Source organism: Marinicella pacifica (assembly GCF_014636635.1).
In the GTDB taxonomy this organism is placed as follows: domain Bacteria; phylum Pseudomonadota; class Gammaproteobacteria; order Xanthomonadales; family Marinicellaceae; genus Marinicella; species Marinicella pacifica.
This window is the reverse complement of sequence record NZ_BMEO01000001.1, coordinates 123,899-142,242: the sequence shown is the minus strand read 5'-3', so window position 1 is coordinate 142,242 and position 18,344 is coordinate 123,899. Positions and strand designations below refer to the sequence as shown.

General features: G+C 43.9%; 12 protein-coding genes. 10 read left to right on the top strand and 2 right to left on the bottom strand.

Annotation, left to right across the window (positions count from 1 at the left end):
* Positions 1–11: 11 nt before the first annotated feature.
* The 4 genes from IEV16_RS00590 to IEV16_RS00575 all read left to right on the top strand — a co-directional run bounded on the left by IEV16_RS00590 (position 12) and on the right by IEV16_RS00575 (position 7,019).
* Positions 12–2,108, top strand: coding sequence for a type IV pilus secretin PilQ (locus IEV16_RS00590; RefSeq protein ID WP_188363721.1), 2,097 nt, complete (start codon positions 12–14; stop codon positions 2,106–2,108).
* Positions 2,109–2,345: 237 nt separating this feature from the next.
* Positions 2,346–5,687: a hypothetical protein gene (locus tag IEV16_RS00585; RefSeq protein WP_188363720.1), complete on the top strand. Its 3,342-nt coding sequence runs from the start codon at positions 2,346–2,348 to the stop codon at positions 5,685–5,687.
* A 150-nt stretch (positions 5,688–5,837) separates the two neighbouring features.
* On the top strand, positions 5,838–6,443 hold the full coding sequence (locus IEV16_RS00580) for a peroxiredoxin C (protein ID WP_188363719.1): 606 nt from the start codon (positions 5,838–5,840) through the stop codon (positions 6,441–6,443).
* A 54-nt stretch (positions 6,444–6,497) separates the two neighbouring features.
* A complete protein-coding gene (locus IEV16_RS00575) occupies positions 6,498–7,019 on the top strand; it encodes a hypothetical protein (protein WP_188363718.1) in 522 nt (173 codons plus the stop codon).
* On the opposite strand, the gene aat is transcribed toward IEV16_RS00575, so the two are convergent.
* Both aat and trxB read right to left on the bottom strand, forming a co-directional pair.
* Complete coding sequence (gene aat, locus IEV16_RS00570; RefSeq protein ID WP_188363717.1) at positions 7,001–7,669, bottom strand: leucyl/phenylalanyl-tRNA--protein transferase; 669 nt, start codon at positions 7,667–7,669, stop codon at positions 7,001–7,003. The genes IEV16_RS00575 and aat overlap by 19 nt on opposite strands.
* 41 nt (positions 7,670–7,710) lie before the next feature.
* Positions 7,711–8,670, bottom strand: coding sequence for a thioredoxin-disulfide reductase (gene trxB, locus IEV16_RS00565; RefSeq protein WP_188363716.1), 960 nt, complete (start codon positions 8,668–8,670; stop codon positions 7,711–7,713).
* 185 nt (positions 8,671–8,855) lie between these two features.
* Between trxB and IEV16_RS00560 the strand changes: the two genes are divergently transcribed.
* From IEV16_RS00560 to crcB, 6 genes are all read left to right on the top strand, one after another.
* On the top strand, positions 8,856–12,515 hold the full coding sequence (locus IEV16_RS00560; protein WP_188363715.1) for an EAL domain-containing protein: 3,660 nt from the start codon (positions 8,856–8,858) through the stop codon (positions 12,513–12,515).
* 127 nt (positions 12,516–12,642) lie between these two features.
* Positions 12,643–13,704, top strand: a complete 1,062-nt coding sequence (gene ald / locus IEV16_RS00555; RefSeq protein ID WP_188363714.1) for an alanine dehydrogenase — start codon at positions 12,643–12,645, stop codon at positions 13,702–13,704.
* Positions 13,705–13,728: 24 nt separating this feature from the next.
* Entirely contained in the window at positions 13,729–15,999 is a 2,271-nt protein-coding gene (locus IEV16_RS00550; RefSeq protein ID WP_229728195.1) for a DNA translocase FtsK, read from the top strand.
* A gap of 75 nt (positions 16,000–16,074) precedes the next feature.
* Positions 16,075–16,716 (top strand): outer membrane lipoprotein periplasmic chaperone LolA, encoded by a 642-nt coding sequence (gene lolA / locus IEV16_RS00545; protein WP_188363713.1) that lies wholly within the window; start codon positions 16,075–16,077, stop codon positions 16,714–16,716.
* A 2-nt stretch (positions 16,717–16,718) separates the two neighbouring features.
* Complete coding sequence (locus IEV16_RS00540; protein ID WP_188363712.1) at positions 16,719–17,981, top strand: replication-associated recombination protein A; 1,263 nt, start codon at positions 16,719–16,721, stop codon at positions 17,979–17,981.
* Positions 17,978–18,343 carry a fluoride efflux transporter CrcB gene (gene crcB / locus IEV16_RS00535; RefSeq protein ID WP_188363711.1) on the top strand — a complete coding sequence of 122 codons (366 nt, stop codon included), beginning with the start codon at positions 17,978–17,980 and terminating at the stop codon, positions 18,341–18,343. The genes IEV16_RS00540 and crcB overlap by 4 nt, the downstream gene beginning before the upstream one ends.
* Position 18,344: the final 1 nt, after the last annotated feature.

The window sequence follows — 18,344 nt, the reverse complement described above, 5'->3', positions numbered from 1 at the left end:
TGTGTTTTCTTATGAGCCAGGTCAATGCCCAATCAACCATTGAGAATGTGACGCTCAATTCAGGTGAGAATGGTGCGGTAAAAATAAATTTTGAATTCAGTGGGCCAGTGACAGAACCCAAAATATTTAGTACCAATTTACCACCGCGTCTGGCCCTGGATTTTGAAAACACCCGCAATAACAGCAACATGGAAAGTCAAAGTATCGGTATCGGACAGGCCAAGGGCATTCGGGTGGTTTCCGCAGGTAACAAAACCCGGGCTGTTATTGATCTCACAGGTCTTGCTGAACATGCCATCACAAGCCAGGGTAATTCAGTGACTGTCACCATTTTGCCAAATCAACGTTCTGTCGTTCAGGCTAATCAACAAGCTGTCACAGTCAATGACATTGATTTTCGTCGGGGTGAAGATGGACAAGCGGTTGTTCAGGTGGGTTTAAGTGATCCCAATGCCATCATCAATATTTCAGAAAACATGGACAAAGTCGTGATTGAGGTGGCCAATGCCAGTTTAGATGAATCTCTGGATGTGAAGATGGATGTTATTGATTTTGCCACACCGGTCAAATATGTAGATGCCAGACAACGTGGCGGTGATGTTAAGATTGAATTAGAGGCCAAGGGTGCTTTTGATAAAATGTCTTATCAGACCGGTCAACAATATACTGTGGAAATTTCAGAGAAAAAAGCCGAGGTAGAAAACAAATCCAGATTATTAGACGAAGAGATTGAATACAACGGACACCTGGTTTCTTTTAATTTTCAGGACATTCCGGTACGTTCATTGTTACAGTTAATTGCAGATGCTTCACAATTAAACATTGTGGTTGCTGACAGTGTTCAGGGTAATGTCACCTTGCGATTGAACAATGTGCCATGGGATCAGGCCCTTGATATTGTATTGCGCAGTAAGCAATTAGACCAAAGACGCCGTGGTGATGTGATTTGGGTGGCTCCTGCTGCGGAAATTGCGGAACTTGAACAGAAAAAACTGGAAGCCCACAGCAAAAAACAAGAATTGGAGCCATTGGACAATATTTTTATTCAAGTCAATTATGCCAAAGCAGAAGATTTGGCTAACTTAATTAACGGTGAAGCCGGCGGCCAGGGCGCTGGTGGTGGCGGTACCAATAAATTATTATCAGATCGCGGCTCAGTGACTTTTGATGAACGAACCAACACCTTACTGGTAACGGATGTGCCTGATCGTTTACGCGTTATCCAAAACCTGGTCGATACGTTAGACCGTTCAGTGCAGCAGGTTCAGATTGAATCAAGAATTGTGGTGGCCTCGGAAAAATTTGGTGATGAACTCGGGGTGCGTTTTGGCGTGACCGGGTCCCATGAAGATCGTTACGGAAACATTATCAGCACCGGTGGCAGTGCAGCGGCCTTAGATCGCATGAATAACGCGGCTTTAATAAATCGTTATAATTCATCCAGTGGTTCTGGGTTACCCACGGTAACACCGGATGATGAGTCATCCTCGCCGATTGCCGGTCCACCCATCGGTGAGCGCTTAAATGTTAATTTACCGGCTGCTGCTTCATCAGCAGGTCGTTGGGCGATGAGTATTCTGGCGGCGGATTATTTGTTGGATTTGGAATTATCTGCCCTTGAAACTGAAGATCGTGGTGAAGTGATTTCATCACCGCGGGTGATTACGGCCAATCAGACGCAGGCTGTGATTAAACAAGGTGTCCAGATACCGTATGAAGAAGCGACATCAAGTGGTGCCACCTCAATTCAATTTAAAGAAGCCACACTGTCATTAGAAGTGACACCGCTGATTACACCGGATGAGCGGGTTGACCTGACCTTAAATGTTAAACAGGATGCCATTGGTCAGGAAGTCTCCACCGCACTCGGCGGCAGTGTGCCTTCGATTGACACCCGAGCTGTTCAAACACGGGTGCTCGTGAGTAATGGGCAGACGGTTGTTTTGGGTGGTATTTATGAGCAAGTAAGAAGAACCACGCGTTCTAAAGTACCGGTATTGGGTGATATACCGGGATTAGGGGCTTTATTCAGAAATAAAGCAATCCAAGATGAAAAGGCAGAGCTGTTAATATTTGTTACGCCGACCATCATCAAAGAAAGTTTATAATTTAAAAATAATAGGTTAATTATGTTTAGATACACGAAACAATTTTTACTTCTCGCGTGGTTCGCATTTGTATTAAGCGCCTGTGGTGGAAGCAGCAATAGTGGTGGGACGTCAACAGGACCGGCCACAAAAAATTTAAAAATTAGTTTTACTCCAATTAAACAGAGTATTCCGGCTAATCAAAATAACTTTCCAGTATCCACTGAATCTCCATTTATTACGCAGTTAAATGTAAGAGTGGTTTATGATAATGGCACAGCGATTCCTGATGGTACAGAAGTTCAACTAAGAACATCAAATGTTCAAATCGCCCCAATTTCAACATTAGATGATCCAGAAACCACGGATGTCAATGAATTTACAACCATGTTCGGATCGATTTTTACTGAATCAGCTGGCGGTAATGCAACATTTTTCATCCATGGTGGTGTTGAACCAGGAACAGTGACTTTAACTGCCTCTGCTGTTGATCCTCAAACTAATCGTACATCGAATGCATCTTTCCAATATACCATTACAGATGCACCTCCTTCAGTTCAAAGATTATCGATTCAAGCTGAAACAACGACATTACCCGCCAATGGCTTAGGATTAACAGCACCTCAAGCGTTTGGTTCGATATATATGACAGAAGCTGAAATTACTTTTAGAGACCCCCTTGGTAATTTCGTGAATCCCGGTGGTGAAGATTCAAGTGTCGCCGTGTCGATTAACCCAGTTACTGTGGCTTCATTTTCAACACTTGATGATCCAGAAACTGAAGATATTAATGAAATATATGCGCTAATGGGTAGCGCACCAGTCGATATGGTCGCCGGTAAAGGCACCATTTTTATATGGGCAGATTCACCGGGTACAGCAATAATTACAGTGACTGCATTAGACCCCTATTCAGGTCAACAAATTAGTGAACAGTTGCAAATAGAAGTAACACCATCCACAACAAGCCCATTTGATCGTGTTAACATTAATGCACAAACAACTCGATTACCTTCTAATGACCTAAACCTTAATCCGGACCAGGCGTTTGGTACTGAGTACATGACTGAAGTTATACTTAATTACAAAGACGCATTAGGTAACCAGGTGAATCCAAATCTACAAGGTCAACCTGTTTTTGATGTTTCCCTCAATCCTGTGACAGTCGCTGCTTTTTCTACCTTAGATGATCCGAGCACTGCTGATGTTGATGAATCACTTATTCTTGTTAATTCAGCTTTAGTTGAAGCCAGTTCCGGTAAAGCCACGATTTTTGTGTGGGCTAAAGAACCGGGGATTGCCACGTTGACAGTTTCGGCAGTTGATCCTTTTACAGGGCAAGAATTTACATCTGAAATCGTATTCGAAGTCTATCCTTCAGGGGTTGAACCTATTGAAAGATTATCAATTGAATCGTTAAAAACGACTTTACCAGCTAATATATTTAATCTAACAGCTGAACAAGCTTTGGGTACCGTATACATGACTGAAGCTGAAATTAGCTTTAGAGATCCATTAGGTAACTATGCCAATCCCGGCCTGGAAGAAAACTTTGTCAGTGTATCGATAAACCCTGTTATGGTGGCTTCATTTTCGACATTAGATGATCCTGAAACAGAAGATGTTAATGAGGTTCTCGTAAAAATGGGAAGTGGTCCGGTCGATATGGTTGCCGGTAAAGGCACGATATTCTTATGGGCTGGTGACGAAGGCACTGCGCATGTAACTGTTAGTGCATATGATCCTTTTACTGATCAGATGATTACCGAGCAATTAGAAATAACAGTCAGATCATCTAATACTGATTTACCGGATTCTATCAGTATTTTAGAGTCGGGTGCTAATTACATTAATGGCTCTGGCGGTTCTCAATCACAAACCGTTCAAATTCATGTGACAGATGCTGAGAGTCCAATTATTGATCCAAACATGTTTAATAATGTTATGGTTGATATTACGACGGATGGGCCAAATAGTGGAGAGTCTATTTCAGGCATTGATGTTAATGGCAACCAAGTGCAGGGACAATCCATTAAAATTGATACCAGCAATGGTGTGGCATCACTAAAACTTAATAGCGGTGATCAGCCGAATACGGTCATAATGACTGCGACAACAGATCGTGCAGATAATAATGTGGATAATGGTTTACAGGACCCGATCACAGCCACCAAGAGTTTTGTGATCAGTGATGGTGTCTTATTCGGACTGGATATTACCCAACCCAATCTGGGCAGTTTATTTATCAACCGGGTTGATAACGGTGTTGTCAATGAAGATGGGATTGGTAATCTGGATGGCAGTTATTCATTAACCATCAGTGCCATAGCCACCGATAAGGGTGGAAATCCGGCCTTGCCCCAAACCATCCAGTTTGGCCTGATTGACAGTCCTTTGGTGGGTTTCCCGAATGAAGGACCAGGAGAATTTGTCATCAGTGGAAATGATGGTGATCCGCAAGAAGGCGGAAAACAATTCTTTGCACCAACCGGTGAGTTTCTGACCGCTGCCGGTGGGGTGCAACCGGGTGATACACTGCTGGTACAGGGTGAAGAAATTTTAGGCAATGAAGATTTAGAAAGTGCCAAAACCGTTCAGTCAGTTCAGTCTGAACATCAGTTAACCATTGTAGAGCGATTTAATTACAATGATTTAACCGGCACCATTGTGAATGACCTGGATATCTTTCCTTACATGATTGGCCGCGCGGTCGATGGAAATATTAATGCCACCGCCACGGTGGATGAAAATGGTGTGGCCAGTACGGAAATAAACTATCCTGTGTCAAAACTGGGTAAACTGGCGGCTGTTTATGCCAAGGGTTTTGGTGCGAATCACAATGGTCATGTCCGTGAAGTAACAGATGTTGAGAGAATTATATACCCGGGTGCTGCCGGCGTTCCGGGCACTGAGCTGGAACCTATTTTAGTGGCTTCACCCAATATTATTCCGGCCAATCAGCCTTCACCCATTTCAGTGTGTTTTTATGATGCGGCCCGTCACCCCATTCAGGGCGCCACAATTACCTGGGCCTATGTAGGTGGTAATGGCACCGGTATCATAGACGGCATGACCGGCTCCGGTACCATGCAAAACAGAACCGGTGCTGATGGTTGTGCTTACGGTATAGCAGAAGCCAATGGTGTGGTAACTGCCAGCAATGACTTCGGCTTTATTTTCAGCTCAGGCGGTACCTCTTGTTTGACAGAAGACAATCAAACCGGTGTTTGTATAGCCATTGCTGATCCGGGCGCCACTTATCTGACGGCAACTCCAAATGCATACTATACAAGTGGACGACACATCAGTCGATTATTCTTGTTTGATGGCGCAGGTCAAGGTATACCGAATGTTGCTTTGGTTGGAACATGTCAATCAACGGGTGGCAGTATATCGATTAATGGTCAAATTGATCCCACCGATGCCGATGGTGAAACCCTTGTTGAAATACTTGCCGCTTTAGATGGTGTTAATGAATTTTACACCGGATCTTGCACCATTTCACCGCCGTCCGGTCAACCTTCAGTAACCATTACGGTGCGCGGTAATGATGTGTGTCTCGGACCCACGTCACCCAAGCCTCCGGGTTGTGGACCGTAATAACATCGGCTAAGACAATCAAACCCCGGATTTAATCCGGGGTTTTTTGTTGAAAAAAGATAAATCAAACCCATATCACACTGTAAATATTGTTAGCATCTGATGCTATACCGGTGTCAGGTTTGTTTTTAAATTTTTATGGAGTTAATTATGGGCGTATTAGTTGGCAGAAAAGCACCCAATTTAAAAGGTGCCGCGGTCTTGGGTGATGGCACCATCGTAGATGATTATAATTTTAAAAAAGCCACTGAAGGTCAAGTTAAGGTTGTTTTTTTCTATCCATTGGATTTTACCTTCGTTTGTCCATCAGAACTCATCGCTTTTGACAAACGCATGGATGAATTTAAAAAGCGTGGTGTCGAGGTGGTTGCGATTTCGATTGATTCTCAGTTCACCCATAATGCCTGGCGCAATACCCCCATAAATAAAGGTGGTATCGGACCGGTCAAATACACCATGTTTGCGGATGTCACTCACAAGGCATGTCGTGATTATGATGTGGAAACACCGGATGGTGCCGTGGCTTTTCGCGGTTCATTTTTGATTGATAAGAATAATGTTGTGCGCCATCAGGTGGTTAATGATTTACCTCTGGGCCGTAATGTGGATGAAATGTTGCGTATGGTCGATGCTTTGGCGTTTCATGAAGAACACGGTGAAGTCTGCCCGGCCGGTTGGCAGGAAGGTCAAAAGGGAATGAAAGACTCGCCTGAAGGTGTGGCAGAATACCTGTCATCCGAAGCTGATAACTTGTAATTTTTTTCAAAAAAGGGCCTAACGTCAGTACGTTGGCCCTTTTTTTGTGTGTTTATGAAACCCATTGATGAATCCGGTATTAATCATCTGTTCCATCACATCCTCTCAACTTTATATCACATCCAGCCTGCCGATCAGTGGTCTGTAATCCCAAAAAACTGGTGTTTGACCACAGCCAAGACCAAATACGGCATGGCAGATCATCAGGGAATCATTCATATCAACCAGAACTTTGTGGCGACCGGGTTCTGGGATTTATTAGAAGCCGTATTAAGACATGAGTTTGCCCATTTATGTGTGGGCTTATCACAAAGTCATAACCGCCGTTTTAAACAATGCGAAAAACTATTTAAGGGATATTTCAATGCCGACGCCAGACGACAAGCCACAGCCTATGGTTCAAGAATACATTATAACTATCGGTTAATGGCTGAGCTGGTTGACGGGCAATGTTTGGAAATCAAAAAAACCCATCGCAAACACCACAAATACACTAACTACCCACATCAGAACCGTGTTACCTATTTTTACCAACAACAAAGAATCAAACGATTTTATTATGTTTCAGAAAAATGATTTGTTGTTAAGGCACGTATAAAGGTATTTCTGGGAATTAAGTGTGCGCCCATGGCGGCTAAATGAGTATTGTAAATTTGACAGTCCAAATACTGAATATGTTGACTGTTCAAATAAGCACATAAGCCCACCATGGCAAATTTTGAGCCATTGGTATCGTTGGAAAACATGGATTCACCGCAATAAACATGCTGGGTTTTCACGCCGTATAAACCACCAACCACTTGTGCATTGGTTTCTACCTCAATGCAAAAAGCGTGTCCGGCTTTGAACATGTTTATATACGCTTCGATCATCTCGTCGTGAATCCAGCGCCCGGCTTGTTGACGTTTAATGAAGGCACATTGTTTAATCACTTCCTCAAAATGGCGGTTGAAAAAAAATTGAGGTTTATTCTGACGCATGGCTTTGGCCAGACTGCGGCTGATATGAATGGCCTGTGGAGGTAATACCATGCGAAAGGCCGGTGACCACCACAAGATGGGCTCATTTTCATTGTACCAGGGAAAGATACCTTTTTGGTAAGCATCAAGCAATCTACTGACAGACAAGTCACCGCCCATACACAGTAGGCCGTCCAGCTCATCCAAAGCCTGATCAACAGGTGGAAATTCTCCACAATGAACCAAGTCAGGCAAATAGATTGGCATGCGCGCTCAATTCACAATTCAGGGTAAACCATGGGCCAGCCTTATTTTTGAGCGTCTAAAGCGTCAATATATTTTTCTGCATCCAGAGCGGCCATACAACCGGTACCGGCGGATGTGATGGCTTGACGGTACACATGGTCCATGACATCACCGGCTGCAAATACACCCGGAACGGAAGTTTGGGTGGCATTGCCTTGTTGACCGGATTGAACCGTAATATAACCGCCAATCATATCCAGTTGACCGGTAAAGATTTGGGTGTTTGGTGAATGGCCAATGGCGATAAAAACACCTTGCACATCCAGCGTTTGCAAGGCTTCATTGTTAACATTTTTAATGCGTAAACCGTTGACACCACTGTCATCACCGACCACTTCATCAACCACATGATCCCACATCAATTCAACATTGCCATTTTTTGCTTTTTCGAATAAACGGTCTTGTAAAATTTTTTCAGAGCGCAATTCATCACGGCGGTGAACCAGATAAACTTTTGAAGCGATATTGGATAGATACAATGCCTCTTCTACGGCCGTATTGCCACCGCCGACCACCGCCACCGGCTGATCCCGATAGAAAAAGCCGTCACAGGTGGCACAGGCTGATACGCCTTTACCTTTAAATTTCTCTTCGGATTCAAGGCCCAAATACTTGGCACTGGCACCGGTGGCAATGATCAGGCTGTCACAGGTGTATGTGCCTTGATCTCCACTCAGGCTAAACGGTTTTTGTTGTAAGTCAACGCTGTTAATATAATCAAAAATAATTTCTGTGTTAAATTTTTCAGCATGTTTCAACATACGGGCCATCAATTCGGGACCTTGTAAATCACCCGGATCGCCGGGCCAGTTTTCTACCTCGGTGGTGGTCATGAGCTGACCGCCTTGTTCAAGCCCGGTGATTAAAACCGGTTGTAAATTGGCCCGTGCGGCATATACCGCGGCAGAATATCCGGCAGGGCCGGAACCTAAAATAATGACTTTGTGGTGTTGATGACTCATGATTAAGTATTCGGTAAATGGTTTATTATAGTGATTGCTAAGTTATTGTAAATGATTATAAATTGGATACATTAATCGATTTATTTAATCGAGAAATAGGTATAATTATATTATTCTGAGAAAACGATCAATAATAACAACAACATGTTCGTCGAATCATTTAAAAATCAAATAAGTGAATCTGGATGCGCATCATTGAAGTCCGGATTGTGTCAATGATGTCCTGCAAATTCCGATTACGCACTTATTTCTTATACAGCTGTATACTGTTTTATAGCAATGTATTGTTCGCTGAGCAAGATGTTAATTTACAACTGCGATGGGCATCCAGTTTTCAATTTGCCGGTTTTTATGCCGCCCAATCGCAAAATTTTTATCAACAACACGATATTCGTGTCTCCATACAATCCGGTTTTAACACCTACGAAGAGCTGATATCCCCCATTGAAGAGGTGCTGACCGGTCGGGCTGATTTTGGGGTTGATGATTTACAATTGCTCAATACCATTGATAATGGCGGTCAGTTGGTTGTTTTGGCACCAATTATGCAAAAATCAGCCACGGCTCTGGTCACAAAACGTGGCAATCCTGTGGTTAAAATTCATGATTTAATTGGTAAAACCATTAAAGCACCAGATAATGATCATCTGCTCAATGAATTAAAGGTTTTACTGGGTGCCCATAAAATCAGTTTGGATCAAGTGCATTTTGTTCATGGTCCAATCAAAGTTAAAGATTTAAATGCGCCGGAGGTGGATGTTTTATTAACCTATGGTTTGAATGCTGAATACTATGCCCAAAACAATAATCTATCGGTCTCAGTCACTTATTTATCAGCGTTAGGCAGCCTGTTCTATGGCAATGTTTTGTTCACCCATCGCGCTACACTTGACCAGCATCCACAATTGGTCAAAGATTTTTTGCAAGCAAGTATCGACGGTTGGCATTATGCCTTAAATCATGAACAAGAGATTATTGCAGAGCTCAGTGATTTGCCGAATCATCTTGTGCCAGATACAGAACGAGATCTTTATAACAGGCTATATGCCATAGCAATGAAGGATTATATGCGGTGGCCTGATGTGGCTGTCGGCGAATCTTCTCTGTCCCGCTGGCACCAGATATTCAGTGATTTATATAATAATGGTTTATTAAAGGGAGGTTGGAATATTGATGATTATTTATATTCCCCCCAAATTAATATCGGCCAATGGGGGCTGTACCTTCTCATTTTGAGCACTGTGGTTATATTGGTGTTTATCATTGTCCGGTTTAATGCCTTACATGAATATCGACATGTTTTCCTGATTGGTTTAGTCATTATTTTATTATTGTATGTTTTGATTGAACACAACATCAGCCAGAGTCATGAACAGTCCAAGCGATATAAAGCCCTACAAACGGCTCAGAATTTAAACACCATGCTGGGTAACTTTCTCAACAACGATGTTATCCTGGTTAAAAATCTGGCGGCCTATATCGCCATCAATCCTGATCTTGACAGACAGGAGTTTAAGGCCTTTTGTACTGAAATATTTGAACAAGGAGAGGCATTAATCAATTTAGCCGCGGCCCCTGATTTAATTATTGAAATGATTTATCCCCTGGCCGGAAACGAACCGGCACTGGGTGTTGATTATCGTCAGGTGCCTTCACAAAGAGACTTGGTTTTTCGGGCTTTAAGAGAGCATAAAACCGTTTTCAGCAATCCCACGCAACTTATACAAGGTGGTCGGGGTGTTTTTGTCCGACAAGGTGTTTTTACTTCCGATACCAAGCAACCCTGGGGTGTTGCTTCAGCAGTTATTGATATTAATACAATTTTCGAAAAAGCCGGCGTATATAAAGTGGCCTCAGAATTTAATTTGGTCATAGAAACAAAGGATATCAATGACAAAAAATACATTGTTCATGGTAACCCTTACTACATTAGTCATGAGTCTGCCCTGGCAGTGCCGATAAATATTATTGATAACCAATGGAAGTTGTATATCAGTCCTGTTTCAGGCTGGTCACTCAGCGCGCATCATTTGTGGTTATTACGACTCATGGCCTCCGTGTTATTGATGACGTGGTTCTTTCGTGTTCGATTTTTGCTGAAAAGAAAACAAGTCAGGACATTGATTCAGGAAGAAGTTAAGACCCATGAGACTTTATTGCATGAAGTCGGTACCGTGGCAAAAATTGCTGCCTGGCGTATCAACGATAAAGGTGATATTTTACAATGGACTGCCAAAGGTAATGATATTCTGGGGCAATATGTACCCCACAAAATAGCCCATGTGGATGACTTTTGGGAATTATTTAATAACGAATTGACAGAATCTTTTAAGAAAGACATCATGCAGGCGGCTTTATCCGGCGAGGGTTTTGATGTGGAGGTGCCTTATATCGATGATAAAGGTCGCAAGCGGTGGTTACGCGTGGTATCAGATCAAACCATTGAAACCAAAAACGGACAAGAGATTATTGGCGCCATTCAAGATATAACAGATTACAAAGAGATTAGTGAGTTAATTCAGTATCAGGCCACCCATGACAGCTTAACTGATTTGTATAATCGTTCAGCTTTTATCCATCAAACAAGAATTTGTCTGCAGCAAGCCGAAAAAAATCATGCCATGGCAGCCCTTATTTTTATTGACCTGGATAATTTTAAGAATATTAATGACAGCCTGGGTCATGGTTATGGCGATAAAGTATTGGCTGAATTTTCACGTATTATTACAAAAATGAGCGATCCGCATGAAATTGCCGGACGGTACAGTGGTGATGAGTTCGTGATTTTAACGTACCACACCTCTTACAGTTTATTAAAAGAAAAGGTCAATTCTCTACTGCAACATTTTAACCAACCTTTATTTATCGAGGGGCAGTCTATTTTTATCAGTGCTTCCATCGGCGTTGCCGTTTATCCCGATCACGCAAACACTGCTTCAAAACTTATGGTGTATGCTGACTTGGCCATGTATGAAGCTAAAAAAAGGGGGAAAAATAACGCCTGTATATTTAATGTGGAAATGCAAAAGCAGGCACAACAACAATTGCATTTAAAACATGCCCTGCAATATCATTTAGAAACTGAGAGTATAGAAGTTTACTATCAACCCATTATTAATACCGATAACCACGAGGTGATTAAAATTGAAGCTCTTATGAGATGCCCTGATCCGGCAGGCGGTTACTATAATACCGAAGAGTTAATCAAACTATGTGAAGAAACAAGCACCATATTTGATGTTGATATTGCGGTGTTAAAGCAGGTTAGTGAAGACATCGAATCCATAAAAGGAGAATGTCACCATGCAACATTGGGTATCAGTTTGAATGTGTCGCCCAATATTTTTACCTGTCAAACGCATTTGTTTAACGAATGGTTGTTTTGGCTATATGAATTAGCCGGTAAAACAAACGTCACTCTGGAAATCACTGAACGGGCATTATTGAATAAAAACAGTAACACCATGTCCATGTTTAAAGATTTTAAGAAGCGAGGTATTGAAATTGCAATTGATGATTTTGGCGTGGGGTATTCATCATTAATCAGTCTCGTGGATTTCCCGGTTTCAGTCATTAAAATTGACCGTTCATTTGTGGAAAAATTATCAGACAAAGACAGTCAATTTCAATTACTGATTCATTCAATTGTAAGCTTAGCCAATAAATTGAATTTAGAAGTCATTGCAGAAGGGGTGGAAACGGCGTATCAGGTGCAACAATTAAATCAATATGGCTGTCATAAGTTGCAGGGCTATTATTTTTCCAAAGCCCTGAATAAACAAGCCATCATTGAATTTATCAATAAGCCGGGTTTCGACAATACGCCTCGCTTATCACAGGAATAACGGCTTTTAAATGACAAGTGAGGTTGGTTTTTAGTATCATAGCCGACGAATTAAACGCAGACAGCGTTTGCACCCGGTGCCATAATTATATGGTGTTATATAGACATATTAATGAGGAATTTATGCTATGAGAATTGGCATACCCAAAGAGATTAAGACCCTGGAAGGCCGTGTGGCCCTTGTCCCAGATGCCGTATTGGACTTAATTAAAGCCGGTCATGAATTACATGTGCAAAGTGATGCCGGTTCCCTGAGTGGTTTTACGGATCAGGATTATGAAGCCATCGGCGCCATAATTGAACCGGATGCAGAACATCTGTACGGACACTGTGAAATGATTGTCAAAGTCAAAGAACCGGTGGCCGATGATATTCAATACCTGCGTGAAGACCATTTACTGTTTTGTTATTTACACCTGGCTGCAGAACCCGAGCTGACCGCTTCTTTGTTGGACATCGGATTAACTGGTGTGGCGTTTGAAACCGTTGAATTAGAAGACGGTTCATTACCACTGCTGGCCCCCATGAGTATTATTGCCGGAAAGATATCAACCCAAGTGGGTACCCATCTGTTGCACCGACCTGCCGGTGGTAAAGGCGTGTTATTGGGCGGACTGGCATCCACTGAACGCGGCAATGTGGTTGTTCTGGGCGGTGGTGCCGCCGGCGGCCATGCCGCATCATTGGCGGCCGCATCCGGTGCCAATGTGGTTGTTTTTGATAAACGTCAGGATCGCTTGTCTCAAATGATGGCATTGGGTTCCAATGTGACTGCTTTATATCCCTACCAGCAACTGGTGGCTGATACTGTGGCCAACGCTGATCTGGTGGTGGGTGCGGTCTTGATCCCCGGTGCCAAAGCACCACATGTGGTGTCAGAAGAGATGATAAAAATGATGGAGCCGGGTTCTGTGGTCGCCGATATCTCGATTGACCAGGGCGGTTGTATTGAAACCTCAAAAGCGACCACCTGGAATGAACCAACCTTTGAAAAACATGGTGTGGTACATTTTAGTGTGACCAATATGCCCGGCGCAGTGCCCAGAACCGCCACCTACGCCATTTCAGCCGCAATCTTGCCCTATGTGCAACGATTGGCGACCGCTGACTGGTATCAGGTTGAAGCTTTGCAACGTGGTGTGAATGTTAAAGCAGGTCAGATTATTCACCCGGCACTCAAAGCATTGTGATTTTTAACCAGACTACTGACTGAAGTGAATGCTGTTTCTAAACATACCCGCAACAGAATAAAAGAAAGTTTAATTTTTATTCTGTTGCCGGTGGCCGGTTATTTATTGCTGGCACTGTTCAGTTACAATCCTTCTGATCCCGGTTCCTTTGCTTCCACAGACAGTGATCAAATAGCCAATTTAGGTGGTTTAACCGGCGCCTATGTGGCAGATTTTACTTTGCATTTCCTGGGGTATTTTGCTTATTTTATCCCACTTGGATTAATCTATTTGGCGTGGCGAATTTTTCATCGAACCGACAACGGGGATTTAACCTGGTTAGATGCCACAGTAAAAATTTTTGGGTTTTTAGCGGCCTTACTGGCAGGTTGCGGATTATCAGATATGTATGCCGGCACCGGAGGACTACCTTTTTCCGGCGGTGGTATTGTGGGCGATTTGGTGGGGCGTTCTGTGCTTGCGGGTTTTGGTGTGATAGGAACCACCTTACTGTTGTCGGCGGTATTTCTGGCCGGGGTCACCCTGTTCACCGGTTTATCCTGGCTGAAATTAACTGATGCCGTAGGTCGTGCCACCTTGCGTTTCATGCGGTGGTTGTTCAATCAATGGCAACGGTTTATGGACTGGCGGGCCGGGCGAGCCGCTAAAACTGAACGTGAAGTGCGCCGTCAACAAGATGCAGATTTACAACAAAAACGACAGCCGATTGTTATTGAGCAAACTGAACATGAACCGAAACCCAGTAAACGTGCAGCGAAAGATAAACAGCTCAGTTTATTTCACAGTTTGCCGGCTGGCAAACTGCCGCCATTGTCGTTATTAGATGATCCGCCGGAACAAACCTTTGGTTATTCAAATGATGAATTAAAGGTCTTGTCTCGACAATTAGAGCACAAACTGGCTGATTTTAAAGTCAATGCAGAAGTCGTGGGGGTGTATCCCGGTCCGGTGATAACCCGCTTTGAAGTCAACCCCGAAGCGGGTACTAAAGCGAGTAAAATCACCGGGTTGGCCAAAGACCTGGCCCGCGGCTTGTCGGTTTCAAGTGTGCGTATTGTCGATGTGATTCCGGGCAAACCATATATTGGTATTGAAATCCCCAACAGTAACCGGGAAATCGTTTACCTAAGTGAAATTTTACGTTCGGTTAATTTTGACAAATCACGCTCAGCACTCACCATTGGGCTGGGCAAAAGTATCGGCGGTAACCCGGTGATTGTGGATATCTCTAAAATGCCGCATCTACTGGTGGCCGGAACCACCGGCTCCGGTAAGTCGGTGGCGGTTAATTCAATGATCATCAGTTTGTTGTATAAAGCCAGCCCAGAACAGGTCCGGATGCTCATGGTGGATCCAAAAATGCTTGAATTATCGATATATGAAGGTATTCCTCACCTACTGGCTCCGGTGGTCACCGATATGAAAGAAGCGGCCAATGGTTTGCGCTGGTGTGTGGCCGAAATGGAACGCCGCTATAAACTCATGGCAGCATTGGGTGTGCGTAATCTGGCCGGATATAACCGTAAAGTGCAAAAAGCCATTGATAAAGGCGAACCCCTCAAAGATCCATTGGCCGAAGAGGGCATTGGTTCAGATAACCCAGAAACATTAACAGCCCTGCCATTTATTGTGGTGGTGATTGATGAATTTGCCGATATGATGATGATTGTCGGTAAGAAAGTGGAAGAACTGATTGCCCGTCTGGCACAAAAAGCCCGGGCGGCGGGTGTGCATTTGCTGTTGGCCACCCAACGGCCTTCGGTGGATGTGATTACCGGACTGATTAAAGCCAATATTCCCACCCGCATGGCTTTTCAGGTGTCTTCTAAAATTGATTCCAGAACCATTTTAGATCAGGGCGGGGCCGAGCAATTACTGGGTCACGGGGATATGCTTTATTTACCGCCGGGATCCAGTCAGCCCGAAAGGGTTCACGGTGCTTTTGTGGATGACCACGAAGTGCATTCGGTGGTTAATTATCTAACCACCCATTATGAAGCCAATTATCAGGAAGGCATCTTGGATAATTTGCAAATGACCGAAGATGGTCAGATCATGGGTGAAACCGGTTTGCCCGAGGCCCCCGAATCGGATGTGGATGAACTCTATGATAAGGCTGTGTTTGTGGTCACAGAATCTCGCAAAGCTTCTATTTCCTATGTGCAAAGGCGATTGCGTGTGGGTTATAACCGCGCTGCCACCATTGTTGAACAAATGGAAGAAGCCGGTGTGGTCTCCGCCCCGGCTCATAACGGGGCCCGCGAAGTTCTGGCACCACCGCCGATAAAAGATTAAACTTTCCACGCGTTGATTTAAGGCAGGTTCAGCCATCGTTTTATATAATAACCTGTGTTTTTGAGGAGTTTACTGATGAAAAAAATTCTAATCGCCACCGTGTTATTGCTTATCATGAATCTGTCAGTCGCGCAAAAGCCGGTCAATCGTGACAATGACAACCGGGCCAATCAGATATTATCTGAACTCAGAACGGGGCTTTCTGCACTGCAGGCCGAATTCACGCAGTATGAACTTGGTGGTGATGGTCAAAGAATTGATGAGAACACCGGAACAGTTTGGATGCAGGCGCCGGATTATTTTAAATGGCATTATCAGTCACCTTTTGAACAACTGATTGTGGCCGATGGTGATAAGGTGTGGGTGTATGATGAAGATTTGCAACAAGTCACGGTTAAGCCTCAGAAAAACAACCTCAATCCGATTTATGTCATTATTAATGAAGAACTGTCCGCGCGTTTTTATGATATCACTTTTGATGGTGACAAGAACGGCTTAAACTGGGTCAGATTAACGCCCAAAGAGTCATCTGATGAAGTCAAAAGTGTCTTGTTGGGGATAGGCAAGAATCAGTTGCGCCGAATCCACGTTAACAATCAATTGGATCAGACCTTGGTGTTTGAATTCGCTGATTTAAAGCGCAATCCCGATTTACCTCCGGATACCTTTGAATTTATCCCGCCCGAAGGCGTGGATGTGGTGCAAGCCATCGACTGAACATGGTCGTTGTTAAACACCAACCACTGGCGGATAAACTCAGACCCAAAAAGCTGGAAGATGTATTCGGACAGCAACATCTGGTGGCACCGAAAAAGCCTTTACATCGGTTGCTGTCTAATAACTCGCTGCACTCCATGGTGTTTTGGGGGCCGCCCGGTACCGGTAAGACCACTTTGGCACAAATTATTACCGATAGCTTGGATGCTGAATTTATTCAAATTTCAGCCGTTTTATCCGGTGTCAAAGACATTCGTGGTGCCATTGAACAGGCCAAAGCCAATTTGCCGAACATAACCGTGCTGTTTGTGGATGAAATTCACCGTTTTAATAAATCCCAGCAAGACGCCTTTTTGCCCCATCTGGAAAACGGATTAATCACTTTAATCGGTGCCACCACCGAAAACCCGTCATTTGCACTGAATAATGCACTGCTGTCACGACTTAAAGTGTATATTTTAAAATCCCTGGATGATGACAGCGCCGCAGAATTACTGGACAAGGGTGTACAATCCTTTGATCCGCCTATGGCCTTAACAGATGAGCAACAACAGGCCCTGATTGCAGCGGCTGACGGTGATGGCAGAAAGCTGTTGAATTTAGTGGAAATTCTCCAGGATTACAGCAGTGGCGGCGTTGTAGAAGATGAAGATGTGGCACTGGTCACCACCGGCCAAACCCGCCGCTTTGATCGTCAAGGCGATGTATTCTACGATCAAATATCGGCCTTACATAAATCTGTGCGTAGCTCCAATCCGGATGCGGCATTATACTGGCTGGCGAGAATGCTCGATGGTGGTTGTGATCCTTTATATATTGCGCGTCGGGTGTTACGGATGGCGAGCGAAGATATCGGTAATGCCGATCCCAGAGCTTTAAGCCTGTGTTTAACGGCCTGGCAAACCTTTGAACGCCTCGGCAGCCCCGAAGGCGAACTGGCTTTAGCCCAGGCGGTGGCTTATTTAGCCAGTTGTGCCAAAAGCAACGCCATCTATACTGCTTTTAAAGCCGCTCAAAAAGACGTTCGTCAATACGGCTCTTTAGATGTTCCTATGCATTTACGCAACGCGCCGACTCAATTGATGAAGGACAACGATTTTGGTAAAGGTTATCAATATGATCATGATTACGAAGGTGGTATCGCCTACAGCCAAACCGGTTTTCCTGATAAAATCGGTGAGCAAGTTTATTACCAGCCGGCCAACCGGGGTTTAGAACAAAAAATCGCCGAAAAATTGAAACACATACGTCAACAACGCTCATGATTAAATCCTTCTTAGCCGTCATGTTGGGAGGCGCATTCGGCGCATTGGGTCGCTTCGGCCTGAATATCCTGTTTAAGCAATCCGGTCTGGCATTATTCTGGGCCACCCTCAGTGCCAATGTCTTGGGTTGCTTCGTCATGGGTTGGGTGTATCAATGGTTTAGTCAACAAGCCCATATCTCGGAAAACCTACAACTCTTTATCATGGTCGGTGTTCTGGGTGCCTTAACCACCTGGTCAACATTTTCCATGGAAACGGTGGTGATGATGGAACAAGGCGAATTATTCAAAGCGTTCGGTTACACTTTAATGACTGTCACAGCTTGTTTTACCGCCTTTTGGATAGGCATGAAATTCAATTAAT